This is a genomic window from Mesorhizobium sp. YC-39 (assembly GCF_025753795.1).
Lineage (GTDB): Bacteria > Pseudomonadota > Alphaproteobacteria > Rhizobiales > Rhizobiaceae > Mesorhizobium.
Genome location: NZ_JAOWPS010000001.1, coordinates 21,029 through 34,036, shown reverse-complemented (window position 1 = coordinate 34,036; position 13,008 = coordinate 21,029). Strand labels below are relative to the sequence as shown.

Below are 13,008 nucleotides of genomic sequence, written 5' to 3'. Positions count from 1 at the left end.
AAAGTAGGATAGTTACAGACTGATTTTCGCGGGATGACCCAGTGGCTCATCGCGCAATCTCCGAGGGGCGCATGAACGCGGGCAGTGCAACCACCCCGAAGCTTGGCGTGCAGGCCGCGACCAAGGTCTATCACACGGCTTCCGGCGACCTTCTGGCGCTGGACCGTTGCAGCGTCGACGTCCATGCCAATGAGATCGTCTCGATCGTCGGTCCCTCCGGCTGCGGCAAGACTACGCTTCTGTGGTCGATGTCCGGCCTGCACCGGCTGACCAGCGGCGGGGTGCGGCTCGACGGCAAGGAAATCACCGGTCCGCATCCCGATATCGGCATCGTCTTCCAGGAAGCCAATCTCCTGCCCTGGCGCAATCTCGATGCCAACATCCATTTTCCCTTCGAGATCAAGGGCGAGAAGCCGGATCGCGCCTGGATCGCGCATCTGATCAACCGCGTCGGGCTCGACGGTTTCGGCGGCAAGTTCCCGCGCGAGCTTTCCGGCGGCATGCAACAGCGCGCGGCGATCGTGCGGGCGCTGGCGCTGAAACCGTCCGTGCTGTTGATGGACGAGCCCTTCGGCGCGCTCGACAGTTTTACCCGCGAGGAGATGAACCGGCTGGTCGAGGAGATCTGGCTCGACACCAAGACCACCATCGTCTTCATCACCCACAGTATCGAGGAGGCGATCTTCCTGTCCGACAGGGTGGTGGTGCTGAGCGCGCGCCCCGGCCGCGTCGCCAAGGAATATCGCGTGCCGTTCGCGCGCCCGCGCTCGCTGGAGATCATGGCGACGAAGGAAGTCTTCGACCTCACCAACAAGATCAAGATGGACATTGTCGGCGAGCGCACCCGGCCGAAGGCGCCGGATCGGCCCACCGCCGAAATCGTGAGGATCAGGCCGTGAGCGGAGGCGACGCCATCCCGGAATTCTCCAAGAAGGCCGGCGACGGACATGACGTCAGCCTGACCAATCTGTCGGCCTTTGCCAGCGGTCCCGGCATCAAGTCGGGCAAGGAGGTGGCGGCCATCATCGCCGTTGCCGTGGTCATTATCGGCGGCATCGAGTTGGCGCTGCGCCTGTTCCATGTGCCGCTCTACATCATGCCGCCGCCAAGCTCGATCGCCTACGCGCTGTTCGACGAATTCCCGCTGATCGCGCCGCATCTCGGCTACACGCTGGTCGAGCTTATGTCCGGCTTCACCATCGGCGCCATCATCGGCCTGGTGCTGGCCGCCGTCATCACGCAGTTCCCTTTCGCCGAGAAGATCGTCGCGCCCTACATCCTGATCCTGGTCACCACGCCGATGCTTGCGCTGGTGCCGCTTTTGATCCTGCGTTTCGGCTTCGGCTACACGCCGCGCATCATCGCGGTGGCGCTCGCCGCCGGCCCGATGGTGATGATCAATGCCGCGACCGGATTTCGCCGCGTCGACAGCGCCAAGATCGCGCTGGCGCGCTCCTATGGCGCCAGCACCTTGCAGATCTTCTGGAAGATCCGCGCGCCAATGGCGCTGCCGATGATCCTGGTCGGGCTGATGATCGGCGCGATCTTCGGGCTGTTGACCGCCGTCGGCGCCGAAATGGTCGGCGGCGGCTTCGGCCTCGGCAACCGGCTGACCACCTATTCGTCGATGATCCAGATGCCGCAATTCTTCGCGGTGGTGCTGATCCTCTCGACCCTCGGCATCCTGATCTATGTGCTGTTCTTCCTGATCGGCAAGAAATGGGCGAGCTGGGAGGCATAACAGCAAACAGGTGAGCCGCCCGGGAGGCGGGCGGACAAGGCAGAGCAATCAACAAAAAGGGGAATGCCATGACCAAAGAAAGTTCGATCAGCCATAGTGCGGGGATCAACCGCCGTTACTTCCTGCAAGTGACCGCCGCCGGGCTGGTGACGGCGACCGCGCTCGGCGCTTCCGGCCTCAGAGCCAAGGCCGAGGCTTACGGAAAGTTCACCTGGATCTCGCCGCGCGGCACGCTCGAAGTGCTGGACGACTATCCCTATTGGGCGGCCAAGAAGGCCGGTTATTTCGGCGACCTCGACACCGACATGCAGCCGGGACCGTCGGACGGCACCGCAACGGTGAAGTTCGTCGATGTCGGTCAGGCCGATATGGGTTTCCCCTCGCCCGGTGTGTTCTCCTTTGCCATCCAGAACGGCATGAAGCTCAAATCCGTGTTCCACATGGGCGCGCGCGATACGTTCAGCATCGCCTTCCGCAAAGGCGAGGGCACGAACGACCTGAAGACGCTGGAAGGCAAGACCATCCTGCTCGGCTCCGCCGCCTGGCAGTCGATCACCGACCCGCTGCTGGCCGCGCAAGGCGTCGACATCAAGAAGGTGAAATATGTCGAGGCCGGCTGGCCGACCTGGGGCACCGCACTTGCCGGTGGCCAGGGCGACGCCGCCTTGTCATGGGAAGGCCTGCGCGCCGAATGGATCGCCAAGGGCCTCGACTTCGAATATTGGCTCGGTGTGCGGAACTCGAAACTGCCGGCCAACACCTTCGTCGTGCGCACCGCCGATCTCGAGGACCCGGACCGCAAGGCGTTCCTGGAAAAGTATCTGCGCGGCTGGGCGATGGGGTTGGAGTTCGGCTACCAGAATCCACGTGCCGCCGTCGAGGCGGTGTTCGAGCAGTTCCCGACATTGGCCAAGAATCTCGGCCCCGAGCTCGGCACCACCTCCATCCTGCAGCAGATCAATGTCTTCCGTGGCGATATGGACAAGCGTGGCGGCTGGGGCTCGCACGACATGGCGAGCTGGCAGGGCTTCTTCGACGAGATCCACAAGATCGGCCAGATCACCAATCCGGTGAAGGCCGAGGACGTCTGCACCAACGATCTGATCGGCCCGGCCAATACCTTCGACAAGGCCAAGGTCAAGGCCGATGCCGATGGCTACAAGCTGTCGGAAGGTTTTGCGGCGCTCGACGTCGAGAAGATCAAGGCGCATCTGTTCGACTCGGCGGTCAAGTAGGACGCCGGCAAACGATCAGCGGGCGGCGAACGGATCGCCGCCCGCAGCTATTCAAGACCATGATCCCGAAAAGTGGAAACCGGTTTTCGGATCAGATCATGGTCAAACAAGAGACATGCGGGAGGTGGCGTTGGCCGACAAGGTAAAAGTGCTGGTGGTGGGGCTCGGCAATATGGGCGCGTCGCATGCCAGCGCCTATCATCGCTCTGACGGTTTCGAGATCGTCGGCATCATGAGCCGCTCGATCAAGAGCAACACAAAGATCCCGGCGGAACTCTCAGGCTATCCGCGCTACGAGGATTTCGACCAGGCGCTGAAGGAGACGAAACCCGATGCCGTCTCCATCAACAGCTGGCCCAACACGCACGCCGAATACGCGCTTAAGGCAATCGCCGCCAACTGCCATGTGTTCATGGAAAAGCCGCTCGCCACCAATATCGAGGATGCCGAAAAGGTCGTCGCCGCGGCGCGTGCGAAAAACCGCAAGCTGGTACTCGGCTATATCCTGCGGGTGCATCCCTCCTGGATCAAGTTCATCGAGGTCGGCAAGACACTGGGCAAGCCGCTGGTCATGCGGCTCAACCTCAACCAGCAGAGCAGCGGCAGCGCCTGGCACTGGCACAAGAACCTGATCGATTCGCTGATCCCGATCGTCGATTGCGGCGTGCACTATGTCGATGTGATGTGCCAGCTGACCGGCGCCAAGCCGGTGCGCGTGCATGGCATCGGCGCCAAATTGTGGGCGGAAGCCGACAAGCAGAATTACGGCCATCTGCATGTCACCTTCGACGACGGCTCGGTCGGCTGGTACGAAGCCGGCTGGGGCCCGATGATGAGCGAGACTGCCTATTTCGTGAAGGACGTGGTCGGTCCCAAGGGCGCGGTCTCGATCGTCGCCGGCCAGACGGCAAGCAGCGCGGCTGACACCGCCGAGGTGTCGAACTCCGCCGACATCGACCGTCACACCAAGACCGATGCGCTGAAGATCCACTATGCGCAGGTCGACGGCGACAAGAACTTCAGCAAGCCCGACGAGATCGTCAGCATGGAGGACGAGCCGGGCCACCAGGAGCTTTGCGACCGCGAGCAGGCGTTCTTCCTGCGCGCCATCCGCGAGGATCTCGATCTGACCGAACAGATGGACGCGGCGGTCAACAGCCTGCGTATTGTGCTGGCCGCCGAGCAGAGCATCGAGCTGGGACGAACTGTGGAGCTGGCGTGAGACAGGTTCTGCCTTCTCCCCTTGTGGGAGAAGGTGGCCGAGCGAAGCTCGGTCGGATGAGGGGTGTTCCAGCTTGACTCCGACGGCGATCCGTCCAACACCCCTCAACCGTCTCGGCGCTGCGCGCCGATCCACCTTCTCCCACAAGGGGAGAAGGCAGGACCGCTGATCTCACCCCCTGCTTCGCGCGCGGGGCCGGTCCGAACCGCTGTCCAGCCAGGCGAGATCGTCCGGCGATAGCGCGATGTCGAGCGCCTGCAGGCTGTCGTCCAGTTCGCCGAGCGTGCGCGGGCCGATCAGCGGCGTGGACGGAAACGGCTGCGCCAGGACATAGGCGAGCGCGACATGGATCGGGGCCTTGCCCAGCCTGCTGGCGAGCTCGATGGCGCGGTCGCGGCGGCCGAAATTCTTCTCCGAATACCAGACCCGCACCAGTTCCTCATTGTCCCGCCTGTCGCGCCCAGCGCGTTCGGTGAAGAAGCCGCGGCCCTGGCTCGACCAGGCGAAATTCGGCATCTGACGGGCGGTCAGCCACGCCTTCCAGTCGTCACTGGAGGCGGTGACGCAGCCGGCCCAGATCGGCTCCAGCATCTCGGCCAGCGAAAAATTGTTGGAGAGCGCGCCGGGCTTTTGCTTGCCGGTCCGCTCGGCATAGGCAATCGCCTCGTCCATGCGCGCCATCGTCCAGTTGGAGCCGCCGAACGGACCGCGGATGCGGCCGGCGCTCGCCTCCTGGTCCATGGCGTCGACGAACTCGCCAACCGGCACATCCAGATTGTCGCGGTGCATGAAGTAGATATCGACATGGTCGGTCTGCAGCCGGTCGAGCGATTGGGCAAGCTGCTTGCCGATGACATCGGGGTAGCAGAGCGGCGAATGCGCGCCCTTGGCGATGACCACCGATTGCTCGCGCACGCCGCGATTCCTTAGCCATTGGCCAAGCAGCGTCTCGGTATAGCCGGCGCCGTAGACATAGCCGGTGTCGAACAGATTGCCGCCGGTCTCGAAAAAGGCATCGAGCAGGATCGCGCCCGAGGAAAAAGTACGGAAATCCTCGAAGCCGAGCGCCAGGCACGAAGCCGGTCGCCGCAGGCCCGGAATCTGGCGTTTCGGAATCGTGGCGCCATCGCTGCGCAGCCGCCGGCCGGAAATCGTGTTGAGGCGTTTTGCCGGCTTTTCGATTTCGTATTCCAGCCCGACCGCCGCGCGCCATCTGTCGAGCACGCGCAGAGTGCCGAGGCTGTCGGCCCAGCCCATGCCCGGCCAGGCAAATTCTTGCTTGCCGGCGAGAATCGCTTCGCCGGCGGCGTCGACCTCGAAGGAATAGACATGGCGGGTTTCGTTGACGCTGATGATTTCACGCGTGCCGTCAGGCTGGACGATGTCGATCCTGCCCAGGCCGACATCGCGGTTGCCGCCGGCGAACCAGAAGTCCGGCACTTCGATGCTGCCCCTGGTGCCGAGGATGCGCAGCACATTGTCCTGCGTCAGCGAGATGCTGCAGGAAACCTCGGCAACGATGCCGCCGGGGAAATGCAGCAGCGCCGAGGCCCATTCGTCGACACCGGACTGGCCGAGATGCGCGGTACCCATCACCTTGTCCGGTTCGGCGAAAGGCATGCCCGCCGCGGCGCCTGCAATCAGCCGCACCATGGAGACGGGATAGCCGCCGACATCGAGGATGCCGCCGCCGGCGAGATCGTTGGCATAGAGCCGGTGCTCCGGCATGAAACCCGGCATGGCGAAGCCGAAGCTCGACTTGATCATTCGGATCTCGCCGATCGCGCCGGACTTGACCAGCTCGACGAGCTTCAACGTCTGCGGATGCAGCCGGTACATAAAGGCCTCGCCGAGGAACGTGCCGGCCTTGCGTGCCGCGTGGATCATCGCGTCGGCCTCGAAGGCGGTCAGCGCAAGCGGCTTTTCACAAAGCACATGTTTGCCGGCTTCGGCCGCCTTGATCGCCCATTCGGCGTGGCCGGGATGCGGTATCGAAATGTAGACGGCATCGACGTCCGTGTCCGCGAGCAAGGCGTCATAGCCGTCGAGAATGCGGGCGCCGGGAAAAGCTTCGGAGAGGCCCGGCCTGCCCGGGTCGCGGGCGCCGAGTGCCACCAGCGCTCCGGTGCGCGATTGCGCCACCCCGCCGGCAAAGGATCTGGCGATGCTGCCAGGTCCGAGAATGCCCCAGCGAACTTTTCTTGATACGGAACTCATTTCAAATCTCCTTGGGGTCGCCTCGACGCATTCGGATCGGGCAAAGAAAGTTCTGGTTTATGCATGTCGTTGCCCCAAAACCGCAGGGCACTTTTGGGCGACATGCACTAGCGGATCCTCGCGCCTGACGTGTCGAAGAGCAGCGACTTGCCGGCCTTGATCGACACCACCAAATGGTCGCCGCTCGCCCGCTGCCGCGAGGCCTCGCGCTCGATGATCAGTTCCCCGTCTCCGGCATCGGCGTAGACGTAGCTCACCGACCCCAGGTGCTCGGCGACATCGGCCTTGACCGATATGTCGCAGTCGCCCTGTCCGGCATCGAAAAAGTGCTCTGGCCGGACGCCGAGCACGACATCGCTGCCGACCTTGGGTGGAGCTTGATAAAGCGTCTTGCGCAGCCGGGCGCCGCGATGGTTGGCGAGCTCGACGGTTGCCACGCCGTTTTCGATAGCGATCACTTTCGCCGCCATGAAATTCATCTTCGGCGAGCCGACGAAACCGGCGACGAAGCGGTTGGCGGGGTCGTCATAGAGATCGAGCGGCGCGCCGATCTGCTCGATATGACCGGCCTTGAGCACGACAATCCGGTCGGCCAGCGTCATCGCCTCGGTCTGGTCGTGCGTCACATAGATCATGGTGACGCCGAGCTCCTTGTGCAGGCGCGATATCTCGACCCGCATCTGCACCCTGAGTTCGGCGTCGAGATTGCTCAGCGGTTCGTCGAACAGGAACACTTGCGGTTCGCGCACGATGGCGCGGCCGATGGCGACCCGCTGGCGCTGGCCGCCCGACAATTGCCTGGGGCGCCGCTGCATCAGTTCGTCGATGCACAGGATCTCGGCCGCGCGCTTGACGCGGCGGTCGGTGTCGGCCTTCGGGTTGCCGTTCATCCTCAGCCCGAAGCTCAGATTCTGTTCCACCGTCATGTGCGGATAGAGCGCGTAGGACTGGAACACCATGGCGATGCCACGATCGGCCGGCTCGACATCGTTCACCACCTTGCCGCCGATGGCGATCTCGCCGCCGCTGATGTCCTCCAGTCCGGCGATCATCCTGAGCAGTGTCGATTTCCCGCAGCCGGAGGGGCCGACGAAGACGACGAATTCGCCGTCTTTGATGTCGATGCTGGCGCCATGGACGATCTCGTAGACGCCGAAGCGCTTGATGACATTGTTGAGTGTGACTGCTGCCATGCCGACCCTTACTTGACCGCGCCGGCGGCGATGCCGGCGATGAAATGACGCTGCAGCAGCACGAAGACGACCAGCATCGGCACGGTCAGCATGACGGCGCCCGCCATGATGCCCCCCCACGACACCTTGGTCAGGCCGATCAGCGTGCCGAGCGCCACCGGAGCCGTCATCGCGCCGGGTTGGCTGTTGATCAGCAGCGGCCAGAGGTAGTTGTTCCAGGAAGCGAGGAACAGGATGATGGCGAGCGCTGCCAGCATCGGCCGCGCCAGCGGCAGCGCGACGAAGAGGAAGATGCGCCATTCCTTCACGCCTTCGACGCGGGCGGCATCGAACAGTTCATGCGGCATCATCGAGAAGGCTTGCCGCATGAACAGCACGCCCAGGGAATTGAACAGCGGCGGGACGATCAGCGCCACCCAGGTGTTGGCGAGCTGGAAGTCGCGCGCCACCATGATGAATTGCGGGATCAGCACGACGGCGTAGGGCAGCGTGATGGTGCCGAGGATGATGGCGACGACCAAGCCCTTGCCGAAGAATTGGTAGCGCGCCAGCGCCCAGCCGGCCATCGAGGTGAGCAGCACGGACAGGAAAGTGTAGGTCACCGCCACCGACACCGAGATGCCGATGGCGCCGACGAAATTGGTGCCGCGCTGCAGATTGTTGAAATTGTCGAGGAAACCGCCATGCGGCAGAAGCTCGATGCCGGGGCTGAAGATGCCGTTGTCGGGCATGGTCGAGAACACCACCATCATCCACAGCGGAAACAGCCAGATCAGCGCCAGCGGCGTCAGGAACAGATGCAGCGCGATGCTGCGCCCGAGCCGGGCCTGGGACAGCGAGCTCATTTCGGGTCCCTCGTCAGCCATAGCTGCACCAGCGTGATGGCGATGGCGAGGCCTGCCATGGTGTAGGCGACGGCCGAGGCGTAGCCGAAATTGAGCGAGCGGAAGCCTTGGCGGTAAAGCAGCAGGCCGAGCGTCTCGGTGCCGCCGCCGGGTCCGCCGCGTTCGGTGATCAGGAACGGCTCGGTGAAGAGCTGCATGGTGCCGATGATCGACAGCACGGCGCAGAAGACGATGACCGGCTTGAGGAGCGGCAAGGTGATGTAGAAGAACTGCCTCACCTTGCTGACGCGGTCGAGCGTCGCCGCCTCATAGACATCGTCGGGGATCGACTGCAGGCCGGCGAGCAGGATGATAGCGTTATAGCCGGCCCAGCGCCAGGTCACCGCGATCATGATGACAGCCATCGCCGGGGTGACGTTGGAGAACCAGTCGATCTTGGGCAAGCCGACGCCGTTCAGCAATTTGTTGATGATGCCGAAATCGAGGTTGAACATCAGCCGGAACACCGCCGAATAGGCGACCTCGCCGACCACCACGGGGGCGAAGAAGGCAAAGCGGTAGAGGCCGCGCGCCTTCAGCAGCGGCGAGTTCAGCAGCACCGCCATGACGATCGCCAGCGAGATCATCACCGGCACCTGGATGACGAGGATGAGCAAAGTGTTTTTCAAGGCGTTGAAGAAGGCAGGGTCGCCGATCAGCCGGCCCCAGTTGAAGGTGGGCGCGAACCGCCACGGTACGGTGCGCGTCGCCTGGAAGGAGATCAGGAAGGACGAGATGATCGGCCAGACCCAGAAGACCGAGAAGATCAGGAGATAGGGCGCGAGGAAGCGGTAGGCCGTGGCATTCTGAGTGCGCATTGTTACCTCCTTTCCTCACCTGTCCTTCTCCCCCTGTGGGAGAAGGTGGATTGGCGCACAGCGCCAAGATGGTTGAGGGGTGCTGGGCGGATCGCCGTCATTGCCAAGCTGGAGCAGCCCTCATCCGTCGCCTTCGGCGACACCGCCCGGGGGCGAGCCACTGGTCTCGCCCCGTCCTTCGGACCCCACAAGGGGAGAAGGGAGAGCGGCGCTCACTCCTTGATCGGCAGGCCGGTCGCCGAGGCGATCTGGTTCGCGGCATCGTCGAGTGCTGCCTTGGCGTCGGGATAGCCGCCGCCGAGATACTTCGTCTGCACCGCGCGCATGATGATCTCGGCGTCGCTCTGGAACGGCGTGCCGCGGCTGGGGACAACCTTGGGCAGAGTGGCGAGAATGTCCTTCCACACGGCCTGGCCGCCCCAATAGGGCTGGCCCTCGGAAACATAGGGGTCGTCGAGCGCCGAGATCAGCGAGGGCACCAGGCCGAAACCCTTCAGCATGGCTATCTGGCCTTCATTGGTTTCCAGCGTGTATTTCAGGTAGGCGTAGGCGGCTTCCTTGTTCTTCGACGCTTCGGTGATGGCGAGCGAGGAACCGCCGAGATTGGCGGCGCGGGGACCGTCGGCGGTCAGGCTCGGCATCGGATAGACACCCCATTTGCCGTTTTCGCCGGCCGATTCGGTGCGAATGGTGCCCTCATACCAGCCGCCATAGACCTGGGTGGCGACGGTGCCGGCGGTGTTGTTGGTGATCTTGGTGCTCCAGTCGGCAGAGGTGATGATGCCGGCGTCCTTCATCTCCTTGATCTTGGCCAGCGTATCGACGCATTTGGGCTGATTGACCGTGATCGACTGGCCGTCGGCGGCGAAATAGGCGCAGCCCTGTTCGTTGGAGATCATGCGGAAGAATTCGGTGTCGCCGTTGAAGTCGGCGTTGGTCATGGTCACGCCCGGATTGGCGGCCTGGATCTTCTTGCCGGCGGCGATGAAATCGTCCCAGGTCTTGATCGAGGCGGGATCGACGCCGGCCTTCTCATAGAAATCGCGGCGGTAGAAGGCGGCGACCGGCCCGGAATCCCAGGGCATGGCATAGGCCTTGTCGCCCACTTCGAGTTCGGTGCGCTTGAAATCGGGGAATTTTTTCTGGTCCTCGGCGCTGTAGCCGAGCGTGTGCAGGTCGACGAAGCAGTCGGGGAACTGGCTCCAGTAGTTCTCGGCCTCGCCGTTCTCGATCGAGACGATGTCGGGCAGGCCGACGCCGCCGGCGGCGCAGCCGGCGATCGACTTGTCATAGGTCGGCTGGTTGCCGAGATCCTGGACCGTGACCTCGATGTCGGGGAATTGCTTGTTAAAGCCTTCGACGGTGGCCTTCAGCGACGAAGCGGCGATGTTCCAGCTCCAGATCGTGATTTCGCCGGATTGAGCCAAGGCCGGGCCGGAGCCCAGGGCAAGCACGAGCGCGGCGCAGGTCAGTGTGGTGCGCATTGAAATCCTCCCATTTCATTTGCTCTCTCACTGTGAGCATGGCTAGACTAAGCAGCGTGGAGGGCTTGTCCCCGTCAAAGGGAATAAGAAATTGGCGGAAAGTAAGATGCCGGAACGGCCGTTTTACCAGCCTGGTGCCAGCAGCGTGGAAGGCCTGCCGCTGGCCCTGCAGATGTTCCACAACCATCCGCTGGTGATGCTGAAGCCGCATTGGCATGCCCAGGTCGAGGTGAACTTCATCGTACGCGGCACTGTCCACTACCGGATGAACGATCACGAGATCTCGCTTTCGGCCGGCGAGATGTGCCTGTTCTGGGGCGGGCTGCCGCATCAGATGGACGATCTCAGCGACGATGCCGTCTATGCCGGCGCGCATCTGCCGCTGGTGCATTTCTTCCGGCTGCATCTGCCCGCCGATATCAGGCACCGGCTGATGACCGGCGCGACGCTGGTGACATCGGCCACCGACCGCTCCGACAATGACAGTTTCGAACGCTGGAACCGCTATGCCCGTTCAGGCGATCCGGCCAGGGCCGAGCACGCCGTGAACGAGCTTCTGCTGCGGCTGGAGCGGGTGCGGTTCGAGCCCTACCGGCTGGTGCCCGAAACGCCGACGGGTCAGGAAACCGGCAGCCCTTTCGATCAGCAGTCGTCGCGCAATGTCGGGCGCATGTGCGACTTCATTGCCGAGAATTTTCTCTACGACATCGACTGCGTGACCATCGCTGCCGCCGCCGATATCCATCCCAAATACGCCATGAGCCTGTTCAAGAAATCGACCGGGATGACGCTCAACGAATATGTCAACCTGTTGCGGCTAAGCTACGCGCAGGCGCTGTTGATGCACCAGGACGCCAACGTGCTGCGCGTCGCCATGGAGAGCGGCTTCGGCTCGCTCAGCGCCTTCAACAAATCGTTCCGCAAGCTGGCCGGCATGTCGCCGTCGGATTTTCGCCGGGGCGTCGGCGCCAGATAGCCCGATCCGTGCATGGCGCCCAGCCTGCAGCGGAGTTATCTGGCGGCACCAAGCCGCTGTTTGCTTGGCGAGTCGTCCAAATTGCGTACCTCGGTATGCAGCCGCAAATCGGTGTCGCCTGATTGACCTTGCGCCTTCGTTCAGGGACCGAATATCACAAGCTCGGTGAACGTCAGATCTCCAAGCGAGGGTGGTCTGGGCCCCTTGAAGTATTTCAGCCCCCTGTTGGGGCGGTACCACCCGAACAGACCTGCAATCGGCTCCTTGGCGTCGACGACACAAAGCAGGATTCCGCTTCGCAAGAGAAAGCGCCCCACGGCACCAGCGCTCCGGCTCAAATCCGCGAGGGAGCGGCAATAGATGATCTGATAGCATGGGATAAGACCGCGCAATGTTCGGCGCGGCATCAACACCAAAGGAAACGCTGCTCCGTCGCAAATGCAAATCAATGACAGACAGCCCAGCGCGGCGTGTTCCGAGAGTATGTATCTCTCACCGTCGGACAGCATCGCCATTTCCGCAAGGTCGGGACGAACTTCGAGCACGCGACATGACCGCTGCACCGAATTCAAAGCCGGCAAGAAGGCAAATTGTCCGCTGGAAAAGAGGCGAAAGCCGAGCGCCCGGTTGGCCTTTAATGTTGCGGGCGCCGGCGAGATGTTCGTGTAGGTCACATCCCTTCGCTTGAGAACCGTCGCAACCAACATGGCGCCGTAGGGACGGAATTCTGCGTCGACGGACCAGCTTGAAAGGTTGCAGCGGATTTCGTCGCCTTCCTGCCCCTGGTAACGGGTATAAAGGGTCAGCACGACGCCGACGATCCGACCAGCCTTCTCCAAGGCAAAGCCATATTTTTGGAATTCGGCGACGGCAGGCCGCTGCGACAAACGAGTCAGCGCCTGTATCCAGTAACTCCGATCACGCTCCGGAAAGCCCCTGCACAGGCAGTCGACCACTCCTTCCCAGTCAGCTTCGCGAATTGGCCGACAACGAAGATCGGAAGGGAGAGCGCCAAGTACGGCCAAAAAAATCAACTCCAGAATACGATAAAGCCAACAGATATTGTTGGTGAACAACGATTAATAATCTGTGCCGCATTTAGACACGATTTTCCGCACTGGGGTGGCCTGCCGCTCCAGATGGACGATATGGCGGACGGACCCCGGTTGGCGTATCAAGTCATTGTTTTCATGCCTGTCGCTGTCCCAAAACCACTGCGGGGCGACGTGCAAAAAGCA

The 13,008-nt window shown here is 62.7% G+C and carries 11 protein-coding genes; 5 read left to right on the top strand and 6 right to left on the bottom strand.

Annotation, left to right across the window (positions count from 1 at the left end; translation table 11 throughout):
* The first annotated feature begins 71 nt into the window (after window positions 1-71).
* The 4 genes from OHD62_RS00160 (at window position 72) to OHD62_RS00145 (ending at window position 4,198) form a co-directional block, all read left to right on the top strand.
* Window positions 72-899, top strand: coding sequence for an ABC transporter ATP-binding protein (locus OHD62_RS00160; RefSeq protein ID WP_263780180.1), 828 nt, complete (start codon window positions 72-74; stop codon window positions 897-899).
* Entirely contained in the window at window positions 896-1,741 is an 846-nt protein-coding gene (locus OHD62_RS00155) for an ABC transporter permease (RefSeq protein ID WP_263780179.1), read from the top strand. The genes OHD62_RS00160 and OHD62_RS00155 overlap by 4 nt, the downstream gene beginning before the upstream one ends.
* Before the next feature lie 68 nt (window positions 1,742-1,809).
* The gene (locus OHD62_RS00150; protein ID WP_263780178.1) at window positions 1,810-2,976 is read left to right on the top strand and encodes an ABC transporter substrate-binding protein; all 1,167 of its coding nucleotides are present in this window, start codon (window positions 1,810-1,812) and stop codon (window positions 2,974-2,976) included.
* A 130-nt stretch (window positions 2,977-3,106) separates the two neighbouring features.
* Window positions 3,107-4,198, top strand: a complete 1,092-nt coding sequence (locus tag OHD62_RS00145; protein WP_263780177.1) for a Gfo/Idh/MocA family protein — start codon at window positions 3,107-3,109, stop codon at window positions 4,196-4,198.
* A gap of 171 nt (window positions 4,199-4,369) precedes the next feature.
* Here the strand turns inward: OHD62_RS00145 and OHD62_RS00140 are convergent, their stop codons facing one another.
* The 5 genes from OHD62_RS00140 to OHD62_RS00120 all read right to left on the bottom strand — a co-directional run bounded on the left by OHD62_RS00140 (window position 4,370) and on the right by OHD62_RS00120 (window position 10,794).
* Entirely contained in the window at window positions 4,370-6,415 is a 2,046-nt protein-coding gene (locus tag OHD62_RS00140; RefSeq protein ID WP_263780176.1) for an aldo/keto reductase, read from the bottom strand.
* Between the two features lie 107 nt (window positions 6,416-6,522).
* The gene (locus OHD62_RS00135; protein WP_263780175.1) at window positions 6,523-7,608 is read right to left on the bottom strand and encodes an ABC transporter ATP-binding protein; all 1,086 of its coding nucleotides are present in this window, start codon (window positions 7,606-7,608) and stop codon (window positions 6,523-6,525) included.
* Between the two features lie 8 nt (window positions 7,609-7,616).
* Window positions 7,617-8,453 carry a carbohydrate ABC transporter permease gene (locus OHD62_RS00130; RefSeq protein WP_263780174.1) on the bottom strand — a complete coding sequence of 279 codons (837 nt, stop codon included), beginning with the start codon at window positions 8,451-8,453 and terminating at the stop codon, window positions 7,617-7,619.
* On the bottom strand, window positions 8,450-9,310 hold the full coding sequence (locus OHD62_RS00125; RefSeq protein WP_263780173.1) for a carbohydrate ABC transporter permease: 861 nt from the start codon (window positions 9,308-9,310) through the stop codon (window positions 8,450-8,452). Before OHD62_RS00125 ends, OHD62_RS00130 begins: the two co-directional genes overlap by 4 nt.
* 212 nt (window positions 9,311-9,522) lie before the next feature.
* On the bottom strand, window positions 9,523-10,794 hold the full coding sequence (locus tag OHD62_RS00120; RefSeq protein WP_263780172.1) for an ABC transporter substrate-binding protein: 1,272 nt from the start codon (window positions 10,792-10,794) through the stop codon (window positions 9,523-9,525).
* Window positions 10,795-10,900: 106 nt separating this feature from the next.
* Between OHD62_RS00120 and OHD62_RS00115 the strand changes: the two genes are divergently transcribed.
* Window positions 10,901-11,770 carry a helix-turn-helix domain-containing protein gene (locus OHD62_RS00115; protein WP_263780171.1) on the top strand — a complete coding sequence of 290 codons (870 nt, stop codon included), beginning with the start codon at window positions 10,901-10,903 and terminating at the stop codon, window positions 11,768-11,770.
* A 140-nt stretch (window positions 11,771-11,910) separates the two neighbouring features.
* On the opposite strand, the gene OHD62_RS00110 is transcribed toward OHD62_RS00115, so the two are convergent.
* Window positions 11,911-12,846 carry a hypothetical protein gene (locus OHD62_RS00110; protein ID WP_263780170.1) on the bottom strand — a complete coding sequence of 312 codons (936 nt, stop codon included), beginning with the start codon at window positions 12,844-12,846 and terminating at the stop codon, window positions 11,911-11,913.
* Between the last annotated feature and the right edge of the window lie 162 nt (window positions 12,847-13,008).

Coding starts and splice junctions, on each gene's coding strand:
- OHD62_RS00160 (WP_263780180.1), top strand. CDS start 72: ATGAACGCGGGCAGTGCAACCACCCCGAAGCTTGGCGTGCAGGCCGCG.
- OHD62_RS00120 (WP_263780172.1), bottom strand. CDS start 10,794: ATGCGCACCACACTGACCTGCGCCGCGCTCGTGCTTGCCCTGGGCTCC.
- OHD62_RS00140 (WP_263780176.1), bottom strand. CDS start 6,415: ATGAGTTCCGTATCAAGAAAAGTTCGCTGGGGCATTCTCGGACCTGGC.
- OHD62_RS00135 (WP_263780175.1), bottom strand. CDS start 7,608: ATGGCAGCAGTCACACTCAACAATGTCATCAAGCGCTTCGGCGTCTAC.
- OHD62_RS00115 (WP_263780171.1), top strand. CDS start 10,901: ATGCCGGAACGGCCGTTTTACCAGCCTGGTGCCAGCAGCGTGGAAGGC.
- OHD62_RS00130 (WP_263780174.1), bottom strand. CDS start 8,453: ATGAGCTCGCTGTCCCAGGCCCGGCTCGGGCGCAGCATCGCGCTGCAT.
- OHD62_RS00125 (WP_263780173.1), bottom strand. CDS start 9,310: ATGCGCACTCAGAATGCCACGGCCTACCGCTTCCTCGCGCCCTATCTC.
- OHD62_RS00150 (WP_263780178.1), top strand. CDS start 1,810: ATGACCAAAGAAAGTTCGATCAGCCATAGTGCGGGGATCAACCGCCGT.